At 36.8% G+C, this 21,072-nt stretch carries 23 protein-coding genes; 20 read left to right on the top strand and 3 right to left on the bottom strand.

The window, feature by feature from the left end; all coding sequences use genetic code 11:
* Positions 1–188 precede the first annotated feature (188 nt).
* The 7 genes from ACZ427_RS06620 (at position 189) to coaD (ending at position 4,478) form a co-directional block, all read left to right on the top strand.
* Positions 189–1,256, top strand: a complete 1,068-nt coding sequence (locus ACZ427_RS06620) for a CAP domain-containing protein (protein ID WP_461179764.1) — start codon at positions 189–191, stop codon at positions 1,254–1,256.
* Positions 1,257–1,333: 77 nt separating this feature from the next.
* Positions 1,334–1,723: a YlbD family protein gene (gene ylbD, locus ACZ427_RS06625; protein WP_461179763.1), complete on the top strand. Its 390-nt coding sequence runs from the start codon at positions 1,334–1,336 to the stop codon at positions 1,721–1,723.
* 12 nt (positions 1,724–1,735) lie between these two features.
* Positions 1,736–1,969 carry a YlbE-like family protein gene (locus ACZ427_RS06630; protein WP_461179762.1) on the top strand — a complete coding sequence of 78 codons (234 nt, stop codon included), beginning with the start codon at positions 1,736–1,738 and terminating at the stop codon, positions 1,967–1,969.
* Between the two features lie 58 nt (positions 1,970–2,027).
* Positions 2,028–2,465, top strand: coding sequence for a YlbF/YmcA family competence regulator (locus tag ACZ427_RS06635; protein ID WP_461179761.1), 438 nt, complete (start codon positions 2,028–2,030; stop codon positions 2,463–2,465).
* A 51-nt stretch (positions 2,466–2,516) separates the two neighbouring features.
* Positions 2,517–2,792, top strand: coding sequence for a YlbG family protein (locus tag ACZ427_RS06640; RefSeq protein ID WP_461179760.1), 276 nt, complete (start codon positions 2,517–2,519; stop codon positions 2,790–2,792).
* A 635-nt stretch (positions 2,793–3,427) separates the two neighbouring features.
* On the top strand, positions 3,428–3,982 hold the full coding sequence (gene rsmD, locus ACZ427_RS06645; protein ID WP_461179759.1) for a 16S rRNA (guanine(966)-N(2))-methyltransferase RsmD: 555 nt from the start codon (positions 3,428–3,430) through the stop codon (positions 3,980–3,982).
* A 16-nt stretch (positions 3,983–3,998) separates the two neighbouring features.
* Positions 3,999–4,478, top strand: a complete 480-nt coding sequence (coaD, locus tag ACZ427_RS06650; RefSeq protein ID WP_461179758.1) for a pantetheine-phosphate adenylyltransferase — start codon at positions 3,999–4,001, stop codon at positions 4,476–4,478.
* Between the two features lie 21 nt (positions 4,479–4,499).
* On the opposite strand, the gene ylbJ is transcribed toward coaD, so the two are convergent.
* A complete protein-coding gene (gene ylbJ, locus ACZ427_RS06655) occupies positions 4,500–5,720 on the bottom strand; it encodes a sporulation integral membrane protein YlbJ (RefSeq protein WP_461179757.1) in 1,221 nt (406 codons plus the stop codon).
* 416 nt (positions 5,721–6,136) lie between these two features.
* On the opposite strand from ylbJ, the gene ACZ427_RS06660 reads away from it, so the two are divergent.
* Complete coding sequence (locus ACZ427_RS06660; protein WP_461179756.1) at positions 6,137–7,162, top strand: SepM family pheromone-processing serine protease; 1,026 nt, start codon at positions 6,137–6,139, stop codon at positions 7,160–7,162.
* A gap of 33 nt (positions 7,163–7,195) precedes the next feature.
* On the opposite strand, the gene ACZ427_RS06665 is transcribed toward ACZ427_RS06660, so the two are convergent.
* Positions 7,196–8,410: a nucleotidyltransferase gene (locus ACZ427_RS06665; RefSeq protein ID WP_461179755.1), complete on the bottom strand. Its 1,215-nt coding sequence runs from the start codon at positions 8,408–8,410 to the stop codon at positions 7,196–7,198.
* 197 nt (positions 8,411–8,607) lie between these two features.
* Between ACZ427_RS06665 and ACZ427_RS06670 the strand changes: the two genes are divergently transcribed.
* The 4 genes from ACZ427_RS06670 (at position 8,608) to ACZ427_RS06685 (ending at position 10,863) form a co-directional block, all read left to right on the top strand.
* The gene (locus ACZ427_RS06670; protein ID WP_461179754.1) at positions 8,608–9,138 is read left to right on the top strand and encodes a YceD family protein; all 531 of its coding nucleotides are present in this window, start codon (positions 8,608–8,610) and stop codon (positions 9,136–9,138) included.
* Positions 9,139–9,189: 51 nt separating this feature from the next.
* Positions 9,190–9,363, top strand: a complete 174-nt coding sequence (gene rpmF, locus ACZ427_RS06675) for a 50S ribosomal protein L32 (RefSeq protein WP_461179753.1) — start codon at positions 9,190–9,192, stop codon at positions 9,361–9,363.
* 163 nt (positions 9,364–9,526) lie between these two features.
* Entirely contained in the window at positions 9,527–10,294 is a 768-nt protein-coding gene (locus ACZ427_RS06680) for an enoyl-CoA hydratase/isomerase family protein (protein WP_461179752.1), read from the top strand.
* An 86-nt stretch (positions 10,295–10,380) separates the two neighbouring features.
* A complete protein-coding gene (locus ACZ427_RS06685; RefSeq protein WP_461179751.1) occupies positions 10,381–10,863 on the top strand; it encodes an RsfA family transcriptional regulator in 483 nt (160 codons plus the stop codon).
* A 104-nt stretch (positions 10,864–10,967) separates the two neighbouring features.
* On the opposite strand, the gene ACZ427_RS06690 is transcribed toward ACZ427_RS06685, so the two are convergent.
* The gene (locus ACZ427_RS06690; RefSeq protein WP_461179750.1) at positions 10,968–11,447 is read right to left on the bottom strand and encodes an N-acetyltransferase; all 480 of its coding nucleotides are present in this window, start codon (positions 11,445–11,447) and stop codon (positions 10,968–10,970) included.
* A 170-nt stretch (positions 11,448–11,617) separates the two neighbouring features.
* Between ACZ427_RS06690 and ACZ427_RS06695 the strand changes: the two genes are divergently transcribed.
* The 8 genes from ACZ427_RS06695 (at position 11,618) to ACZ427_RS06730 (ending at position 20,897) form a co-directional block, all read left to right on the top strand.
* On the top strand, positions 11,618–12,493 hold the full coding sequence (locus ACZ427_RS06695) for a 2-dehydropantoate 2-reductase (RefSeq protein WP_461179749.1): 876 nt from the start codon (positions 11,618–11,620) through the stop codon (positions 12,491–12,493).
* Between the two features lie 4 nt (positions 12,494–12,497).
* Positions 12,498–12,881, top strand: a complete 384-nt coding sequence (locus tag ACZ427_RS06700; RefSeq protein ID WP_461179748.1) for a DUF3397 domain-containing protein — start codon at positions 12,498–12,500, stop codon at positions 12,879–12,881.
* 79 nt (positions 12,882–12,960) lie between these two features.
* The gene (gene bshC / locus ACZ427_RS06705) at positions 12,961–14,589 is read left to right on the top strand and encodes a bacillithiol biosynthesis cysteine-adding enzyme BshC (protein WP_464883546.1); all 1,629 of its coding nucleotides are present in this window, start codon (positions 12,961–12,963) and stop codon (positions 14,587–14,589) included.
* Between the two features lie 193 nt (positions 14,590–14,782).
* Positions 14,783–15,214: a division/cell wall cluster transcriptional repressor MraZ gene (mraZ, locus tag ACZ427_RS06710; RefSeq protein ID WP_461179746.1), complete on the top strand. Its 432-nt coding sequence runs from the start codon at positions 14,783–14,785 to the stop codon at positions 15,212–15,214.
* A gap of 38 nt (positions 15,215–15,252) precedes the next feature.
* The gene (rsmH, locus tag ACZ427_RS06715) at positions 15,253–16,230 is read left to right on the top strand and encodes a 16S rRNA (cytosine(1402)-N(4))-methyltransferase RsmH (protein ID WP_461179745.1); all 978 of its coding nucleotides are present in this window, start codon (positions 15,253–15,255) and stop codon (positions 16,228–16,230) included.
* On the top strand, positions 16,227–16,604 hold the full coding sequence (gene ftsL / locus ACZ427_RS06720; RefSeq protein ID WP_461179826.1) for a cell division protein FtsL: 378 nt from the start codon (positions 16,227–16,229) through the stop codon (positions 16,602–16,604). The genes rsmH and ftsL overlap by 4 nt, the downstream gene beginning before the upstream one ends.
* A gap of 19 nt (positions 16,605–16,623) precedes the next feature.
* Positions 16,624–18,867: a penicillin-binding transpeptidase domain-containing protein gene (locus tag ACZ427_RS06725; RefSeq protein ID WP_461179744.1), complete on the top strand. Its 2,244-nt coding sequence runs from the start codon at positions 16,624–16,626 to the stop codon at positions 18,865–18,867.
* An 86-nt stretch (positions 18,868–18,953) separates the two neighbouring features.
* Positions 18,954–20,897: a stage V sporulation protein D gene (locus ACZ427_RS06730; RefSeq protein WP_461179743.1), complete on the top strand. Its 1,944-nt coding sequence runs from the start codon at positions 18,954–18,956 to the stop codon at positions 20,895–20,897.
* Positions 20,898–21,072: the final 175 nt, after the last annotated feature.

Below are 21,072 nucleotides of genomic sequence, written 5' to 3' on the forward strand. Positions count from 1 at the left end.
ACCTCACATATTTGTCCTCACTAACTTATAATAGTACGAAATTGTCTAACTTGCAATCGAAATGGACAATATTCTATTACATGGTTGGTTTTAATATCATATTACTTTTGGAAAAAATAGGGTAAATAGTATGTATAATTATATAAAGCATATATTTGAATAAATAAATATAAAAAGGAGCTAATTACATGCGTTTCATTCGAAATTTATTGATTTTAACACTTCTTGCCTTTGGCAGTTTTTACGTATTGGAACAAAATAACATGTCACCTGAAGAAGCTATAGATAATATAAGTAATGTAGTAAAAAAGAAGAAAAGCGAATTGGAAACGAAGGTTGCACCGGAAAAAGAACAGATCAACATGCCATTAGAAGGCAGTTTATTTCAATGGATTGGCAAGTCACCAGAAGAGCTGATACAGACGATGGGGGAACCTCAAAGAAAAGATAGAAGTGCTTATGGATACACGTGGTGGGTTTATACAGACCAAACCAGCCAGTATATTCAGTTTGGTATGGAAGATAATGAGATTATTACAATTTATGCAACCGGGAATGAACTGAAAACCGAACCACTACAAATTGGACAATCCTATGATTCTGTTTCACAGCAGTTATCATTTACCGATGAAGTAGAATATAGCCAAAGCTTGTCATCCTATACATTTAATTTGAAAATGGAAGATATGGAAACTCGTCCGCTGGCAAAACTTACAGAAGATATTTTCCTTCAAGCTTATTTTGATACATTTACAAATAAATTATCATCTATTCGGATTTTGACAGGTGAAACACTACTTAAACACCGACCATATGATTTAGAATATCGGGGAAGCTTACCGAATGATCCGCATTTAACAGATAATGAATGGAGTGAGGTAGAGGATGGGGTGGAGCAACAAGTTTTTGACATTACGAATGTTATGAGGAACCAACATGGAAAAGCGATTTTGAACTGGCAGGAAACAGTAAGCGAAGTTGCCTACGGTCATAGTAAAGATATGGCGGAAAATAATTACTTCTCTCATTACGGCTTAAATGGAGAGGGGTTAAAGGAAAGATTATCCGTCGTGGATGTATTATATACTGCAGCTGGAGAAAATATAGCTGCACAATATGTTGACGCGCCTGCCGCAATGGAAGGCTGGTTGAATAGTGAAGGCCATCGTGAAGCATTGTTAGAAGATGAATATACTCATTTAGGAGTTGGGGTATATCGTCTCTATTACACTCAAAACTTTTTGGAGAAACCATAGAACTAAATACACTCACGCTCATTTCCTTCATGGCATAAATTATAAGTACAGGTGACTATGCTGAAGAGGTGAAAAAAATGAGTGAGGATAAATTGCATCCTACAGTTATAAATTTTAAGCAGTTTATAAATAAACACCCGGCATTACGTGAGGAAATCAGAAAAAGCGGAAGGTCCTGGCAGGAGTATTATGAAAAGTGGGTATTATTGGGAGAAGAAGATGCTTTTTGGGATGGATATAAAGAAAAAGATACAAAAGAACAAGACGACTCGCTGAAAGGGAATAATACCGAATTATTCGGACAACTGATTAAACTTACTGAAAAAATGGATATCAATAAAATACAAAATCAGGTCAGCCAATTAAACAACACAATTACAACAATACAAGAAGCTATTCAACAATTCCAGGAAAGTAAAAAAGTGCAGTCAACTTCTAAAGACCCATTTAACTGGTTCCGGGATTAAGGAGGAGGAAGCGTGGATTCATTTACTTATAACTTTTTATATAACAACCCTAAATTAGCTGATTTTGTTCGGTATAATCCTATGTGGTACCGCTATTTGTCCCGGGATCCTGGAAGAATAGAAGAATTGGAAAAAGAAGCAAAGAAATTTTATGGCAAAACATTTCCGCAACAAGTTGAAAATTTTAATAAACAAGCTCAGATGATCGGTATGTTAATTCAATTTGCAGGTGCAATGAAAGATTAGTTATCTTACTATTTTCATAATGATTCTAAAGTGATATGATATTGATGGGGGTGTAATAATGATAGCAACAATGGAATATGTAGATATACTGGATCGTTCCGAGGAATTGGGAAAAATGGTACTTGATTCAGACGTGATGGCAGCCTACAATAATTCCCAAACAGCACTGAACGAAGATGAAGAGGCCCAAAAGCTGATAAAAGCTTTTGCTGATATAAAGAGTCATTATGAAGATGTACAAAGGTTTGGTAGATACCATCCGGATTATAATAAAATTATGAAACAGGTTCGTTCGACCAAACGTGATATGGACATGAATGAAAAAGTGGCTGCTTTTAAAATTGCCGAACGAAATTTGCAAAAATTATTGGATGAAATTAGCCAATATGTTGCTTTAAGCACAAGTGAGCAAATTAAAGCACCTAAAGATGGCGCTGCTATGACTGACAGTGGTTGTGGCTGTGGTAGTGGTGGTGGATGCGGCTGTGCATCTTAACACATTATATATATTCGTATCTTGTAACAAAAATGTTAGCGGGGATAAGTAATGAAAACAAATCGACAGGGAATTATCGTTTGGTTTCAGCATTTAAAGAATATAAAGCAAATCAAACGATATGGACATTTAATTTATACATCCAAAAAGTTAAAATACGCAGTCATTTATGTTGATCAGTCAGAACGGGAGGAAATAGAGTTTAAACTAAAGAAATTTTCATTCGTTTCGAAAGTGGAAAGTTCCTATAAACCATTTATACAGACAGACTTTGAAAACAAAAAACCCGATAAGGCGAAACAATATGATTATAAAATGGGCATATAAAAGTTCCTGCAGATATTGAAACAAGTATCTGCAGTTTTTTTTGCTTCCAAGTCAAGGACATAGAAGGTATATGGTTTGCAGTTACTTGTAAACTTAAAAATATTATCGGGGGATCACGGGCATAATGCCTGGTTGAATGTATCGGCGGGGTGAGTAATCGCAGTCCCAAGTCTTTTTGATGGGATGAGTAATCGCAATCCCAATCTTTTAGAAAACAGCCTTCTGGTTAAATTAGCTATTTTCATTGAAGATGGTGACGGTATGCTACACGCCGCCATGTTGGTTTCTTAACTGAAAAAAAATAAACCTGCAGAAATAATCTGCAGGTCCCTTTTTAAAACACAAAAAGGCAAAGGGAGAGGAGAAACCGGAAGAAGAACTTATGGGGAAGTTTAAGTCTTCTCCGAGTTTTGAAACAACCAAGCTATCGATTAGCTGTTTCATTATGTTATTATGGACAATGATAAAATTTATATACGCTTACAAACTCACTTTTTCTTTTTACTATCATTTATTTCACTTTTTATGGTAGCATTATGTCGAATACTTGAATAAAAACTCTGAACTGGACAAGGTTACTCTTCAGTCAGTGCATCCGTTTTATAATTTCCAAGCTGGAGCAACGAGGTGAATTTATGCGTGTTATCGCGGGAGAGTATAAGGGAAGGCAATTAAAAGCTGTTCCAGGCAACTCTACAAGACCTACAACCGATAAAGTCAAAGAGGCTGTATTTCAACGTATGGGACCTTTCTTCCAAGGGGGTCTTGTGTTGGATTTGTTTGCCGGAAGTGGTTCATTAGGCTTCGAAGCAATGAGCAGAGGGATGGAACATGCGATTTTTGTTGATAAACACCCGAAAGCAATACATACTATTAATGAAAACATAAAAACCTTGAAATTGGAAGATAAGGCAGAAGTGTTCCGTGCGGATGCATTTCGTGCAATTCATGCCGCTGCTAAAAGAAACCTGAAATTTGAATTGATTTTAATCGATCCCCCGTATAAAAAAGTGATTTATGAAAAACTGATCGATGAGATTGTCCAGCTTCAATTAATGGAACAGGGTGGAATTATTTATTGTGAGCATGATGTTTCTGAAACACTTCCCATACAGCACATTGATTTTTCATTGATCAAACAGGAAAATTATGGTGATACAACCGGTATAACTATTTACAAAAAGAAATAGAAGGGAGCTCTTTTCAATGAGCAAAAAGGCAATTTGTCCGGGAAGTTTTGACCCGATTACAAACGGACACCTGGATATTATTCAACGAGGCATAAAAGTTTTTGGTGAAATAGTAGTGGTAGTGTTCAACAACCAATCGAAAACCCCCTTATTTACAGTCGAAGAAAGAATTGAGCTTATTAAAGAAGCTACAAAGGATTTACCTAATGTTTCTGTAGACTCATCTGATCATTTACTAATGGATTATGCAAAAGAAAATAATGCGGATGCTATAATACGTGGATTACGCGCCATTAGTGATTTTGAGTTTGAGATGCAAAACACCTCTATGAATAGGAAGCTGAATGAGGAAATTGAAACCTTTTTTATGATGACCGATAATCAATATTCATTCTTAAGTTCAAGCATTGTCAAAGAAGTAGCTAAGTATAATGCAGATGTTTCCGATCTGGTTCCGACTGTAATCGAAAAGGCCTTAAAGGAAAAATATAAATAAAGAAAGAGATGTTGCAATCAATCATGCAACATCTTTTTTAATTCTTTTAAACAATATAAGTACAGCAACCCCTAAAAAGAAGATTGTAACTAACGGACCTGTTTGATTCATGGTTTCAAATAATCTTAACCAATTATCTTGAGTCCCCATCTGTGCTACTGATAAAATTTCCATATCAAAAACCCGTTTATCGAGATATAGGGGCTTATACAAAAATAAAGTCAGTATACTTGCTATGAATCCATGCAGTAATCTTGCGAAAAAATAGGGGGAAAACCTGATGTCTGTCCCAGATAGAATACTGGCTACCTGAGCTTGTACCGAAAAACCATTGAAACCTAAGATAAAACTAACAAGGATAGCTTTTGGCAATAGCGACTCCGTGGTTAATTGAGATATCATCTGTGCACCTATTGTGATTTCAAACAGCCCCGATAATAAAGGTAAGGCCATTTCAGCCGGAAAGGCAAGGATACTTAGTATCAGTTTGAAAACTGCGGCAATGATAGAAGATACACCAACTAGAAAAAGTAACTTAGTGAGAACAGAAAAAAGAATGATGAAACCACCAACCATTACCAATGTTTGAATAGAATTCAGAACGGCATCACTGACTACTTCACCAAATGGGCGCTTATCATTCATTCGTGTCCGATGCATTTCCATGAATGCGTTGGTGAAGGATGGTTTATGATTTTTTACATGCTTGTCTTTTTTTACAGTATCTTCATTCTTTCTGTAAAACCTCATACAAATTCCAACAATTGCATTACTTGCATAATGGCAGATAGCCAATAAAATTCCTAATGCAGCATCATGGAAAAATCCGATTGACACAGCAACAAAAATAAATAACGGGCTCGAAGCGTTTGTAAAAGAAACAAGCCTTTCAGCTTCAATTTGTGAAAGTTGTTTATCTTCACGTAACCTTGCAGTAATTTTTGCACCGGTAGGATAGCCGCTTACCATTCCCATAATCCAGCCAAAGCTGCCTGCACCAGGAACGTTAAAGAGTGGTCGCATGATTGGTTCAAATAGTACGCCGATAAATTTAACAACACCAAATCCGATCAATAATTCTGCTGCGATAAAAAATGGCAGTAATGATGGAAAAACAACTTCCCACCAAATGTTCAGCCCTCGAATACTTGCTTCAAATGTATCGTTCGGAAAGCTTATCAATGCAATTGTAATGAAACTTGCAACACTGGATAAAAGTATCGTTTTAAGTATTTGCTTCAATATATAGCCCCCTATGATAGAGCCTTTGTTCTGTACAACTTTTAATGATAGTAGTAGAATAAATGGAGCTTATTTGTATTTTTAGCAGAGAAGAAAGTACAAGACTTTCTTCTGTATACTTGCAACTAAGTTTCACTGCTAAGGTTTATTGATAAGCTGATTTTTCTAATACATTTCTTTATCAATATACGCATCGATAACAGCAATTTATGCCTTATATTAATATAATTAAGTGTATTATTTTTAAACGTTTCATGTATAGATATACTAAGGACTTCATTTTTTAGTTGAAAAATATAAAAGTTTTCTTAATGCATAAGTGAAAACTATGGTTTGACGAAAGCTAAGTTTTTTTAGGCATACTGCCATGTATTTTTCTTTTATTTTTTGTTTTTATATTTGGAAGGGGATTTAGGATGAAATTTACTAAAAAGCATATTATAACTTTGATAGTAGTAGTCATTGTTGCTTATTTTCTCTCAGTGTACAGACTTGATTACTATATTCAAAGACCAGGGGGCGCTGATCCATTAAATCCCATTGTCGAAGTGGTGGATAGTTTTGATAGTGAGGGTGATATGCATCTTGTAACGGTCAGCGGAAGTCAAGCTACGCCAATCCAATACATTTTTGCAACAATTTTACCACACCATCAAATTTTGCCCCTTCATCAGGTTCGTCCTGAAGGTGTCTCGGAAGATGAGTATATGAAAGCACAGCTACAAATGATGGAAAGCTCCCAAGAGGCATCAACGGTCGTTGCCTATAAAGCGGCTAACGAAGGTATCACAATTGAATATAACGGAGTATATGTTGTATCAGTCGTGGAAGGAATGCCGGCAGAAGACAAACTTGAAATCGGTGATCGTATTATTGGGGTAGATGGAAATGATATCGATGAAGGGGACGACTTAATCAGCTATGTAGAAAATAAAGAGGAAGGGGACACCATTTCACTTGAAGTTGTACGGCAAGATGAAAATATAACGAAAGAAATAAGTTTGGAAAGTTTTAGTGAACTGGAAAATAAAATAGGAATAGGAATTAGCCTGGTAACTGACCGTAATGTTAACGTTGATCCTGAAATAAAATTTACCAGTGGAAGGATTGGCGGGCCTAGTGCGGGGTTGATGTTTTCACTGGAAATATATGATCAACTAACGGAAACAGATCTTACAAAAGGCTATCAAATTGCCGGAACAGGAGAAGTTGACTATGCGGGAAATGTTTATCGTATAGGCGGGATTGATAAAAAGGTTGTAGCTTCGGACCAGGAAGGGATTGATATATTCTTTGCCCCGAATGAAAATGGAGCAGCGAATTCGAATTATGAGATAGCTGTAGAAACCGCTGAAGAAATTGATTCAGATATGAAGATTGTACCTGTGGATACTTTTAGTGATGCTTTAAACTATCTACAGCAAATAGAGCCAAATAGTTAAATAAAAAAGACCTTCGAATTGTACGAGGGTCTTTCATTCTATTCGAATAGGCGGCTGTATCTCTTGTTTACGAAGTTTGTTCTTCTGTTTAGGTGGAAGGATACTATAGTATGCGTTACTCGCCTTCTCTTCCAGTGCCAGCATGGGATGAATGTTTTTACTGAGTTTCGTAATCATTGGAATGTTCAACTGTTTTCTGAATTTGTTTATATAGGTTTGTCCCATTTTCGACATGCCCAATATTCTTATATATGGAACAGAATTGATTTCCCGCAAGTTTTGCATATCGAATTTGGTTGTGTTTGTTAATATATGGGCGAATAGTCGTTGAAGTCTTGTCCAGGTGTAGCGTTTTGTTTTAATTGCTTCAATCCATTCATACATTGACCCAACTTTATCTGCCATTTTTTTGATGCGATACTCAAGACCTTCATCCATACCTTCAATTTCTGCAAGTTCTTCAATTGACATTGTCATTACACGGTAATGGATAAGCTGGAAATAATTTTCCCATGTATGCCATGTAGATGCTGTTTGTTTATATTGAATCAGCTGTCTATAAGTTTCCGCAGGTAGTGCTTTTGCAATTTCCGGTGTTAATTCGTTACTGGCAAACAATTCCTTCCGAATACTTGTAGCGCTGGCGATTGTACTGCTTATATGCTGATCATGGTAGCCGCTCTTTGTTCGCTGTATCGTAAAGGGGGTGATCGGAAGCTCTTTTTCAAGGATGTTTTTAACATAGCTGAATCCGAGAATGTTGTTTGGTTTTGTCAAATCCATTGCATCAGTTGATAACCCGATATGTTTGTAGGCGTGTCTACTTGCTTCGGGAAAAGATACGCCTTGCTCAAGATGCTTTTTTAACACTTCCTGATATACAAACTCTTTTTCTTTAAAAACTTTGTAACTTGTAATAAAATCAGTTATATTACCCGATTCACTGCCAAAACAGATATCGGAAACCCCAACTTCATTTAGTGTATGTACAGCACCTTTAGCGAAGAGGTCACTGCTTTGAACAGAAAAAGTATACGGTAATTCCAAAACCAAATCAATTCCAGACAACAAAGCAGCTTTTGTGCGATGAAATTTATCAATAACAGCAGGTTCTCCCCTTTGAAGGAAGGAACCACTCATCACCGCAATCATACAATCTGCATCTGACATTTTCTTTGATTCCTGAAGATGATAAAGATGGCCATTATGAAATGGATTATATTCAACAATAAGTCCGCATGCTTTCATATGAACAGCTCCTGCATGAATGATGGTAATAATTGTATCAAAAAAACATCCGGTATGCACGATATACTGATAAAAGATGATTAGTGACAGTAGGGACGGGAACACTGTTAATAACTTTAAAAAAACTGTAAAGAAAATATGTTGACAAATAACTACTTTTCTTTTAAAATTACTCTTGTTGCCTTGAGGTGATAGTTATGAAAATTGCATTAGGTCAAATTAGAAAAAATGCTTATAATGAGCCTTATTCCTTTGATGAAAAGGTAGATGTCTCCGAGCTTGAATCGATGAATAATGATATACGAGAAATAAACTCAGTTCAGGTTAGTGGGAAATGTACCCTTCACGGGGAGCAAATTATTTTTTCATTTACAATTAGTGGGGAAATGATTTTACCTTGCGCACGTACATTAGTGGATGTACCGTACCCATTTAAAATTAGGGCGGACGAAGTATTTACTACATCGCCTTACTATGGTGAAGCAGAAGAGGAAAGTGAAATACATCCAATAGACGGGGAAGTACTTGACTTAACTCCGTATATAAAGGAAAATATTTTATTAGAGGTTCCTTTTCGAGTTTTTTCTGATGGAACAAGCGACCAGAAAGAGGCTCCTTCAAAAGGACAAGGTTGGGAATTTATTTCTGAAGAAAAAAATGAAAAGACAATCGATCCGCGCATGAAAAAATTGGAGTCTTTTTTTGAAAATAACAAGAAAGAAAAATAAGAATATCCGTTCAAGTTTTGCTTTCGTTATTATATGAAGGAGGTGTAGGTCATGGCAGTACCTAAAAGAAGAACTTCTAAAAAAGTTAAAAATCAACGTCGTACTCATAAAAAATTACATGTACCTGGCATGGTAGAATGTTCAAATTGTGGTGAATTAGCAAAACCACACCATGTATGTAAATCATGTGGACATTATGATGGCAAAGAAGTAGTAAGCAAATAATAAAATATTAAAATTTGCAAAAAGAAACAGATCACTAATGGAAGTGATCTGTTTCTTTTTTAGCAGTTTTGAAAATATCAATCTTTTATTCTTTCTACATAAATTCAGGCTAAGGAAAATGCCTGGAATATCTCACATATATAAACATTGAGGAGGAAACAGTTTGACTGAAATCGTAAAGTACCAAAAATTTGCAGAAGGTTATGCGGAGATTTGTTTAAATAGACCTGAAAAGCACAACGCGATATCTAAAGAAATGGCGAAAGAATTGAGGAATAGCTTGGAAAAAGCAAAAAAGGAAACTATCAAATTTTTAGTACTGACTGGTTCGGGTAATAAAATGTTCTGTGCTGGCGGGGATTTAAATTATTTACATGGAGAACTTACTCCTGATGAGGCGTTTTTTAGACTGTCTACGATGAAAGAAGTTCTCTATGAAATTGTATCGTTTCCAGTTCCTGTGATTTGTTTACTTAATGGGGATGGATTGGGAGGAGGTTGTGAAATTGCAACTGCCTGCGATATTCGAATTGCTAAGAAAACTGCCAAATTCGGGTTTGTGCAATCGAATCTTGGTATATTACCAGGTTGGGGTGGTGGAGCACTATTATATGAAAAAGTAAACCCAAGCTTTGCACTAAGATGGTTAATGGAGGCAAATATGTTTAATGCAATTGAACTTAAAGAAAATGGCTGGATTCATCATCTTGTGTGTGATGAAAATTGGAATCATCGTGAAGCAATACTAACACCTTATATTACGAAATCATATAGTCAAATGAAAATTCTGAAAAGACAATACCTTAATAAGTTATCAGGAACTAAATTATCTTCTATAATGTGTGACGAAGTTCGTAGCAGTGCTGGCTTATGGGATTCAAAAGAACATAAAGATGCTGTTTTGAAGTTTCAATCGCGGGAGAGATTTTAATAAGTTTTATTTTAAATGTTAAGATATTTATTCTATCATTCCTATTTTTTGCATACATTGATAGCAAACATATAAGGAGGGATGGTATGAATGCCACACGTCAGGATGCATGGACGAATGATGAAGATGCTATTTTAGCTGAAACAGTGTTGCACTATATTCGTGATGGAAAGACACAGCTTGAGGCGTTTAAGGAGGTAGCAAAGCAATTATCGCGTACTTCAGCAGCCTGCGGGTTCCGTTGGAATGCAACAATCCGAAAAGAATATAATGATGCAATCCAGATGGCAAAAGAAGATAGAAAGCACGGTGGGAAGAGGGATATAAGGGATGGTGGGGAGTATAATAATAAAGAGAGAAATACGATAGAAACTGCCATATTATTATTGGAAAAGATGAAATCTGATTTTCCGGAAGAAAATAGTGTGATGCTTAAAGAGCAGGAAAGAATAATGAGAGATTTGGAAAAAGAAAATGAAGGGTTAAAACACCAGCTCCAACGTTATGATCATGCTTGGGAAGAAATGGGTAAACTATGGAGATGGGTGAAAAGCAATTCTCAAGATTGATATGAAATAAGACATGAATGGCTAATCATCATTCATGTCTTATTAAATAAAATGGTTATCGAACTTTTTAATTTGAAATCAACTGGTTCATAGAAGTCGTTGACCTAATTTTTTTCTTGTTCGGCAACACCTTCCGGGAGCCAGATTAAAGGATTCTCCCCCAAATCCCTTTCCATGTCATAATGGGCTTTTTGAAAACCCACTTTTTCCCAGAAACCATGCGAGTTAATGCGCGGATTTGTTTTAATGGGTAATTTGTAACCCTTAGCAAAATTGACCAGTTTTTTTCCATATCCCTCACCTTGGTAATCTGGTAAAACCTCTAATTTCCACAGTGTCAAATAGTCCTGTGGCGGTTCAAAATAGGCGTCATATTTCGCTGGGACTCTGTATAAACTCATTCTTGCTATCAGGTTGTTGCCAAAATAGATACCGTAAAATGGTGATTCGCTTTCATTCTCCACAAAATTATCCTGCAAATCTTCAGCCATGGACAATTCCTGATTCCCATATTCTTTGAAGTGCTTAAATTTCTCCAATGTTTTATAATTAATCAATAGTTTTTCAACTTTTACATCCTGCATAGAAATTTCCCCCTTATCTGTCAGAATTATTTTGGATTTTGCATACCCTAATTATAATACAAAAGTATATATATTGAAATAAAAGAAATGCTGAAACAATGCAAAAATGAAAAAGCATATCAAAAATTTATTATTCTCTGGTACAATAAATAAAAAGTGAGGCGAGAAGAGTGAATATTGGTGTTATTGGTGGAGGTTCTATTGGTTTACTATTAGGTAGTTACCTTTCTGCTGAACATAGAATAACGATTTATGTCAGAAGAAAAGAGCATGAAGAAACAATTAATAAACACGGACTGGTTATTCCAGGGAACAGCAATGTTTCACCTGTGGAAGCAAGACTTATCTCTGAAATGAAAAAAGAAGATTGTATATTCATCTGTGTGAAACAAGAACAGCTTACCTCAACACTTCCGGAAATATCCAAGTTAAATGCAGATACACCGCTAATCTTTCTACAAAATGGAATGGGTCATACAGAACGTATGAAGAAAAGCTCACAACCTATTATGCTCGGTGTTGTGGAGCACGGTGCATTTCGAATGAATGATCATACAGTTGTGCATACAGGAAAGGGAAGCATAAAGCTGGCAGGATTTAACATTCAGGAACGGATGGTTAAGACATTTGCAGATAAATTAACACAACCAGTTTTTCCGGTTTACAGTGTTGATGATTGGTCAGCTTTATTAGCCGAAAAGCTGATCGTAAATGCTGTCATAAATCCACTGACTGCTTTATTTAATGTACGAAACGGGGATATATTACAGAATATATATATTAATAATCTGGCAAAAGAATTATGCAATGAGGCAAGTCATATTCTTGGTTTTGAGATGGAGGAACAATGGAAACGTGTGGAGAAGATTGCCCAAAATACAAAAAATAATATTTCCTCAATGCTTAAAGATATTCAAGAGAACAGAAAAACTGAAATAGAATCCATGTCTGGCTACTTAATTAAACATGCAGACGAGACAACTCCAATTACATCGTTTGTCTATACATGCATTAAGGCTTTGGAAGTGAAGAAGGGGATTTCGTGAAGTCATGATTGATTTTATAATATATTTTATTGCGCTTTTAATAACAGTACCTGTAATTCCAACATTACTTGTCTATTTAGTTTCATTTAGAATTAATGGACATCCTTGGAAGTCTTTGCACCGTGCTGTTAATTGGACGACATGTTTTTATATTATTGCTGTTATTTTGTTGATATCTATTATATTTGACCTGCAGTCTACAGGAGTTATTCTAGTATTACTGTTATTTCTGGTGGCGCTAATCATATTTATACAATGGAAAACAAGAACGGAAATTGTTTTTACAAAGGCATTGAGAATGGTTTGGCGGCTCTCTTTTCTGGTTTTTATATTTATATATGTCTGTCTGTTGATGATTGGTATACTCCAGCAGCTTTTATCATCTTAAGATATTCGTGAAACAGAATCCATGAAATACAGAACAGAATTATGTACAATACATAGTGGATATTATGAAAAGAAGGAGCATGGAATCAATGCAGAGCCACCCTCTAAAGTTACGTAATAAAAATGATCTAATTAATGATTACCGATTAAATAAAGAAAAAATTCACCGTTTTTTTGATTACAACCCACGTGGGAATTATAAACAAAGGGTCAGTGATCTGAATACACGTCATTTTGATCGTGAAGGATTGGCAAATATATTACATACGATTAATGAACAATGGGATGCTCCTGAATCAACCGTCTGTAATCTTGAACGTTTGAAAGAAGAGAATAGTGTAGTTGTTATTGGTGGTCAGCAAGCTGGTATAATGACAGGTCCATTATATTCCATTAATAAAATTATATCGATTATTCAGTTTGCTAAACAACAGGAAACGGAATTAAATATTCCTGTTATACCTGTCTTTTGGATTGCTGGAGAAGACCATGATTTTGATGAAATCAATCATCTATTTCTTCCGGAAGAATCAAAAATAAAGAAACATAAAATCCCTCAACGTGTATTAGAGAAGCGTTCCGTTTCCCAGATAGAGGTCGATAAATCAATTAGTAGTGACTGGATAAAACGCTTGTTTGAACATTTAACTGAAACACAATATACAAAAGATTTATATGAAACAATCAATAATTGCCTGGATAAATCGACAACCTATGTAGACTTCTTTGCGAGGCTGGTTTTTCAGCTATTTAAAGATGAAGGATTAATATTAATTGATTCGGGAGATCAAAAAATAAGGCATTTTGAAAGCAGTCACTTTGTCCAATTAATTGAACAGCAGCCCGAGATAAGCAAAGGGGTCTATGAAGCCTATATCCAATTACAGCAGGCGGGTTATTCTGTATCACTTGACCTGGAAGCTGACGATGCACATTTGTTTTACCACAAAGACAATGAACGAATATTGCTTTTTCGGAATGAAGCCGGTGATTGGATTGGAAAACAAAATGAAATCAGGTTTACGACGGACGAGTTAATTGCTGTTGCCAAGAACCAGCCTGAATTATTAAGTAATAATGTAGTAACACGTCCTTTAATGCAGGAAATGCTTTTTCCAACTTTAGCATTTATTGGCGGGGCTGGAGAAGTAAGCTATTGGTCGGTATTAAAACCTGCATTTAGAACACTTCAAATGAATGTACCACCAGTTCTGCCGCGTCTCTCATTTACGTTTGTTGAAAGGAAAGTAGATAAGGCTTTAAGGAAATTTGAAATCGACATCGACCACGCTGTCAATCAAGGGGTTGAACAGCAAAAGCAAAGCTGGCTTGCATCGAAAAGTGACCCCCCAATTGAACAAACAGCAAATGACATTAAACGTAAGATAGACAGCGTGCATAAACCATTGAGGGAAATTGCAAAGGGAGTACGTTCCGATTTAGGTGATTTATCAGAAAAAAATTTAAAACACCTATATTACGATATTGAATTTTTACAGGATAGTATTATGAAGGCAATTGAAGAAAAGTATAAATTGGAATTGAGTGAGTTTGACCTGATAAATAATGCTCTACATCCTCAAGGTAATCTGCAGGAGCGCGTGTGGAATCCATTGCCTTTAATTAATGAATATGGTATCGGATTTATCAAAAATATTCTGGAGGAACCGTACTTGTTCGAAAATGAACATTACGTTGTTTATATTTGACCCCCACCATCCCCCACAAATTGAATAAAGTGATTAAAAAAGCCGTCTTTTCATTGAAAAGACGGCTTTTTAATATCGCACAATTAATAGGTTGAATAAGGATTATTATGCTATGCTAAATTTTTTTTGGGAATCGGTGGTGAATAGTGGGGGAATGTGGTAATATAAATAATAAGAAAGTGGGGCGGACTATATGTTCATGGGTGAATTCCAACACAACATTGATACCAAGGGCAGAATTATTGTCCCTTCCAAGTTCCGTGAAGAACTGGGAGAAAGCTTTGTTGTAACCCGTGGATTAGATAAATGTCTGTTTGCCTATCCAATGGAAGAATGGAAATTACTAGAAGAAAAATTAAAAAAACTCCCACTGACGAAAAAAGACGCTAGAGCATTTACGCGTTTTTTCTTTTCTGGAGCAGTAGAATGCGAAGTGGATAAACAGGGGAGAATAAACATTCCACAACCACTTAGGAATTATGCTGTACTGGATAAAGAGTGTGTTGTGATAGGTGTATCGAATCGAATTGAATTTTGGGCAAGCGAGAATTGGGAGGATTATTTCAATGACTCGGAAGAATCTTTTTCAGAGATTGCCGAAAATCTAATGGATTTTGATATTTAATTTTAGTGGATACTGAAAATCACAAAGTGGGTGTAAGAATGTTTGAGCATTATAGTGTATTGAAAGCTGAAACAATTAAAGGGCTGCAAATTAAAGCAAACGGAACATATGTTGATTGCACAGTCGGAGGCGGAGGCCATTCGGAGCAAATCGCATCACAATTGGATGAAGACGGATTGTTAGTGGCTTTCGATCAGGATATGGAGGCTTTAGAAGCAGCCAAAGAAAAATTGGAAAATTATCAAGATCGAATTATTTTTATTCACTCGAATTTTCGTGGTCTTAAAGAAGAATTGGATAATCATCAAATAAATCATGTAGATGGTATTTTATTTGATTTAGGTGTTTCTTCTCCTCAACTGGACAGGGGAGGAAGAGGTTTCAGTTATCAACATGATGCTGATTTGGACATGCGCATGAATCAAACGCAGGAATTGACTGCCTTCGAAATTGTAAATACCTGGTCTTATAATGATTTGGTATCCATTTTTTTTAAATATGGAGAAGAAAAATTTTCAAAACAAATAGCGAGAAAAATAGAAGCGTACAGAAAAATAAAAGAAATTGATACAACGCATCAATTAGTAGAAATTATTAAGGATGGTATACCGGCACCTGCTCGCAGAAAAGGAGGCCATCCGGCAAAACGGATTTTTCAAGCTTTGCGAATTGCGGTAAATGATGAATTGGAAGCATTTAATGATGCACTTCACCAAGCGGCTGAGGCAGTAAGTGTGAATGGGAGGATTGTTGTAATCACCTTCCATTCACTGGAAGATAGACTATGTAAGCAGGCATTTAAGAAATGGAGTACAGATAAGGAAACACCAAGGAATTTACCTATCGTCCCGAAAGAAAATGAAGCTCCATTTAAATTAATAAACAGAAAACCCATTATGGCAAATGATCAGGAATTAGAGGCAAACCGCAGATCAAGATCGGCAAAATTACGTATTATTGAAAAAATAAAAGGATGGAAAGAAGAATTTACCTATGGGGAAGGGTGGAAAAAATGATGATTGCAAATCACGCTAGAAGCTGGCAACAGGAAGGGCCACAGCAAACACCGCAAAGGGAACAGAAAGTGAATGTGAAAGTTCACAAGCAGGGGTGGATAACGAGAGGAGAAAAAGTGTTATACTCTTTAGTAGGTGCCTGCCTGATTGCAGGAGGGGTGTTTATCGTTTCCTATTCTTCATCCACTGATACGTTAAACAGAGAACTTCAATCACTTGAACAAACCGTACAGAATCAGCAAATCACTAATGAAGGTCTTTTATTTGAGGTGAAAGAACTAAGCAGGCCGGAGCGGATAACATCAATCGCAAAAGAGAATGGATTAAAAGTACAGGATGCGGAAGTGAAGCAGGCACAAGGGTTCAACAACTAAGCAAGGGGAACGAATTATAATGAGAAAGAATAAAACAACCCACTTCATGGCAGGTATATTAATAATCGCTTTCGTTGCTTTATTTTTGATATTGACAGGGAGATTTTTATATATCCAGGCAACTGGTGAAATAAACGGTATTTCACTACAGGAGTGGGCCGAGGAAAAACGGACATCATCCTATACATTAAGTGCCTCACGAGGGCAAATTTATGACGAAAATGGGATGACATTGGCGTATGATAGACCAACTTTTAAAGTGTATGCCATTATTGATGAAACTTATTCCGAAAAATCCGAGGAGCCTTTGCATGTAGAAGACCCTCAAAAAACTGCTGAAGCACTGGCCCCTTTATTGGATGTGGAAGAAAGTTATATTCAAGAACGCTTGAGGGACGGAATGGAAGAAGGGAAGTTTCAGGTGGAGTTCGGCAACGCAGGGGAAGAACTATCACAGCAAAAGAAAGAAGAAGTTGAAGAATTGGATATACCGGGTATTAATTTTAAAGAAGAATCCTTACGTTATTACCCTAACGGTATGTTTGCTTCCCATATAATTGGCTTCGCAAGGGAAGCGGATGTTGAAACAGAGGATGGCACGAGCAGGGAAATTAAAGGAATAACAGGTATGGAACAAGAAATGAATGATTATCTGAAAGGAAACGACGGGTATATTTCCTATCAGCGTGATAGATATAATAATAAACTGCTTGATCCGAAAGAAGTAGTTCGAGAACCTGAAGATGGTGATGATGTCTATTTAACAATTGATCAAAAAATACAAACGCTTTTGGAAGATACTTTATCACAGGTGGATGAGGTATATAATCCAGAGCGTATAACGGCAACTGTCATGGATCCGAAAACAGGGGAAATTGTAGCAATGAGTTCAAGACCCAGTTACAATCCTAACAATCCGTCAAATGTAGAAAACTGGTACAATGACGCGGTCTCAATGCCAGTAGAGCCCGGTTCCACAGTAAAGATGTTTACGTGGGCTGCGGCTATCGAAGAAGGCGTATATAATGGTGATGAAGAATTTAAGTCTGGAACTTACAGCCCAAATGAAAAAATCGATCCTATTCCTGATCATAATAATGGGGAAGGCTGGGGGATGATTTCCTACGATGAAGGGTTTGAGCGGTCATCAAACGTTGCAGCAGCTAAATTACTCTGGGAAAAGATAGGGGCCGATACATACCTGGAGTATTTACAGGCATTTGATCTGGATAAAGAGACCGGTATTGATTTACCAAATGAAGTGGCTGGGCAAATATTATATAATTGGCCGCTGGAAAAAATAACAACCGCATTCGGTCAAGGATCAACAATGACCCCGATTCAACAGATGAAAGCTGCAACAGCCATTGTCAATGACGGCAAAATGCTGCAACCATATGTTGTTAAGAAAATAGTTGATTCATCAACAGGCGATGTGATTAAAGAGAAATCTCCTAACGTGGTTGGTGAGCCTATTTCTGAAGAAACATCCGACCAGGTATTAAGCCTTTTAGAATTAGTTGTCAACGGGGAAAATGGAACAGGTAAAAAATACAGGCTGGATGATTACACGATTGGAGGAAAGACAGGTACTGCACAAATTCCTAATCCGAACGGCGGAGGGTACTTATCAGGCCGGGAAAATAATATTTTTTCTTTTCTTGGGATGGCACCAATGGAAGACCCGCAGTTAATGATGTATGTATCCGTTCAGCAGCCTGAACTTAAATTTGATCAATTTGGTTCAGACCCAGTATCTTTTATATTCAACAATGTAATGGAGAACAGCCTGCATTATTTGAATATAGAGCCTGATAAAGGGGAGGATTCCTCTATTGAGCAAGTTGAAATCCCGAACATTTTGGAGCAAGACGCCTCTACTGTTGAAAAAACATTGACCGAATTGGGATTAACGGTTTCTGTTGTAGGCTCAGGTGAAGTAAAAGCTGCCAGCGTTGAAGAAGGGGATGTAGTACTCCCTAATGACCGGGTTATTTTAGTGGCAGATAACCCAACAATGCCAGATATCATTGGATGGTCATTACGTGATGTTCAACAACTTGCCGATTTGTTAAATTTAAGGATTGAGACTTTTGGAAATGGGTATGTTAAAACACAAAATATCGAACCAGACACCCCTCTTAACGAAAATGATTATTTAGGTGTCGAATTGTTAACACCAAATTCAGAGGGGAACACAACAGAAAATAATGAAACAGATGAAAATAACTTGCAGGATGAAGAATCAAGTGATGAGGAATAAGCCAGACTCTTAAGACAAACAGTGTTCTATTCAGTTTTTTAGCTTCATATAGTGGATACAAGCCTACCTATGAAAAGGGGATGGAAATGAAGCGTATATCCACTGTTACTGTTAAAAAACGAATAGTTACTGTTTTTCTTTTTGGTTTATTAATCTTTGGAATAATTGATTTCCGGTTGGGCTATGTGCAATTTATTATTAGTGACCAATTAATGGCAAAGGCAAATGATTTATGGACTAGGGATATTGTATTTGAACCGGAACGAGGCAATATTTTGGATGCAAATGGTGATATTCTTGCTGAAAATGTTACTGCCCCATCTATTGTTGCTGTTCCAAGACAGATACAAAACCCTCAGGAAACCGCAGAAAAGCTAGCGGAGGTTTTGAATATTCCAGTTGATGAAATTTATTCGGACATTACGAAGGATTCCTCCAGTGTCAATATTCGACCAGAGGGTATAAAGATCTCAGAGGAACAGGAAACAGCAATTCGGACACTAAATATGAATGGTGTATATCTTGCAAAAGATTCGAAACGCCATTATCCAAATGGAGATGATTTATCACATGTTCTCGGTTTTGCAGGTATAGATAATCAGGGGTTGATGGGACTTGAACTGTTTTATGATGATAAGCTGGCAGGCGAACAAGGCAGCTTGTCCTTCTATTCTGATGCAAAAGGACAAAGGCTGGATAGCCTGGCTGATGTATATTCACCACCAACAGATGGTTTGAATTTAAAAACGTCGATCGATTCAAAAGTTCAAACGATATTAGAGAGAGAACTTGACCTGGCAGTATCAAAATATAATCCCGATGGTGCATCAGCTATTGCTGTTAATCCGAAAACAGGTGGGGTGCTCGGCATGTCATCAAGACCAAATTTCAGTCCCGAAAATTATCAGGAAGTCGATTCCAATGTGTTTGATCGCAATTTACCAATATGGAGCACATATGAACCGGGGTCAACTTTTAAAATCATTACATTGGCAGCAGCATTAGAAGAGGAAGTTGTTGATCTGCAAGAAGATGATTATCATGATCATGGACATATTGATGTTGATGGTACTAAACTTCATTGTTGGAAGAGTGGTGGTCATGGCCATCAATCTTATCTTGAGGTAGTCCAAAATTCCTGTAACCCCGGGTTTGTTAATTTAGGGCAGATGCTTGGAACGGAAAAATTATTTTCATATATTGAAGATTTCGGATTTGGGAAAAAAACAGGCATTGATTTAAGAGGAGAAGGGAACGGTATATTATTTGACCCGGAAAATGTTGGTCCCGTAGAATTAGCAACCACTTCGTTTGGGCAGGGTGTATCAGTTACACCAATTCAGCAGGTAATGGCTGTTGCAGCCGCTGTAAATGGGGGATATTTATATGAACCCCAAATTGCAAAGGAATGGTTAGACCCAATAACAGGTGAAACGGTTGAGAAATATGAGCCTATTTCAAAAGAAAGGGTCATTTCAGAATCGACATCAGAAGAAATTCGCCATGCATTGGAAAGTGTTGTTGCACAAGGGACAGGCAGACCTGCATATGTTGAAGGGTACAGAGTTGGTGGGAAAACGGGAACTGCACAGAAAGTTGGTCCTGATGGCAGGTATATGGAAAATAATTATATTGTTTCTTTTATCGGTTTTGCCCCGGCTGATGATCCGGAAATTGTTGTTTATCTTGCAGTAGACAATCCAAAAAATACGGTGCAATTTGGTGGCGTGGTAGCAGCACCAATTGTTGGGACGATTATAGGAGACAGTCTGCGGGCACTAGAAGTGGAACCGAGAACTGGCGGCCTCGAAAAAGAATACCAATGGCCGGACCAGCCAAAAGTGGAAGTGCCTGATTTAATTGGCTTATCCAAAAATGAACTATCAGAATTTATGTTGAATTTATCCATTGAAACCAATGGAACGGGGGATTACATTATCGATCAGGCCCCAAGTCCCGGTACTGAGCTGGAAGAAGGTTCCCAAATCAGAATATATTTATCAGAGAAAAATAATCGTGAATCCAGATAAAATTTGCTATAATGTAAAAGGTCTATTTTTAGAAATCCAGGCGCATTGCCCACCATTAGCTGCACTCGTAAAAGTGGAGAGTATTATACTTTCCAGTTGATGAAAAATGAAGGTGGGCTTCGCCTTCTAGTGAAATGATGTTACATAGAACATAAGTAATGATATCACTTTGGAT

Source organism: Virgibacillus ainsalahensis (assembly GCF_055380755.1).

Bases quoted from the DNA above. Each gene is read 5' to 3' on its own strand.
- ACZ427_RS06620 (WP_461179764.1), top strand. From the start codon at position 189: ATGCGTTTCATTCGAAATTTATTGATTTTAACACTTCTTGCCTTTGGC.
- ylbD (WP_461179763.1), top strand. From the start codon at position 1,334: ATGAGTGAGGATAAATTGCATCCTACAGTTATAAATTTTAAGCAGTTT.
- ACZ427_RS06635 (WP_461179761.1), top strand. From the start codon at position 2,028: ATGATAGCAACAATGGAATATGTAGATATACTGGATCGTTCCGAGGAA.
- ACZ427_RS06640 (WP_461179760.1), top strand. From the start codon at position 2,517: ATGAAAACAAATCGACAGGGAATTATCGTTTGGTTTCAGCATTTAAAG.
- rsmD (WP_461179759.1), top strand. From the start codon at position 3,428: ATGCGTGTTATCGCGGGAGAGTATAAGGGAAGGCAATTAAAAGCTGTT.
- coaD (WP_461179758.1), top strand. From the start codon at position 3,999: ATGAGCAAAAAGGCAATTTGTCCGGGAAGTTTTGACCCGATTACAAAC.
- ACZ427_RS06660 (WP_461179756.1), top strand. From the start codon at position 6,137: ATGAAATTTACTAAAAAGCATATTATAACTTTGATAGTAGTAGTCATT.
- ACZ427_RS06665 (WP_461179755.1), bottom strand. From the start codon at position 8,410: ATGAAAGCATGCGGACTTATTGTTGAATATAATCCATTTCATAATGGC.
- ACZ427_RS06670 (WP_461179754.1), top strand. From the start codon at position 8,608: ATGAAAATTGCATTAGGTCAAATTAGAAAAAATGCTTATAATGAGCCT.
- rpmF (WP_461179753.1), top strand. From the start codon at position 9,190: ATGGCAGTACCTAAAAGAAGAACTTCTAAAAAAGTTAAAAATCAACGT.
- ACZ427_RS06685 (WP_461179751.1), top strand. From the start codon at position 10,381: ATGAATGCCACACGTCAGGATGCATGGACGAATGATGAAGATGCTATT.
- ACZ427_RS06690 (WP_461179750.1), bottom strand. From the start codon at position 11,447: ATGCAGGATGTAAAAGTTGAAAAACTATTGATTAATTATAAAACATTG.
- ACZ427_RS06700 (WP_461179748.1), top strand. From the start codon at position 12,498: ATGATTGATTTTATAATATATTTTATTGCGCTTTTAATAACAGTACCT.
- bshC (WP_464883546.1), top strand. From the start codon at position 12,961: ATGGAATCAATGCAGAGCCACCCTCTAAAGTTACGTAATAAAAATGAT.
- mraZ (WP_461179746.1), top strand. From the start codon at position 14,783: ATGTTCATGGGTGAATTCCAACACAACATTGATACCAAGGGCAGAATT.
- rsmH (WP_461179745.1), top strand. From the start codon at position 15,253: ATGTTTGAGCATTATAGTGTATTGAAAGCTGAAACAATTAAAGGGCTG.
- ftsL (WP_461179826.1), top strand. From the start codon at position 16,227: ATGATGATTGCAAATCACGCTAGAAGCTGGCAACAGGAAGGGCCACAG.
- ACZ427_RS06725 (WP_461179744.1), top strand. From the start codon at position 16,624: ATGAGAAAGAATAAAACAACCCACTTCATGGCAGGTATATTAATAATC.
- ACZ427_RS06730 (WP_461179743.1), top strand. From the start codon at position 18,954: ATGAAGCGTATATCCACTGTTACTGTTAAAAAACGAATAGTTACTGTT.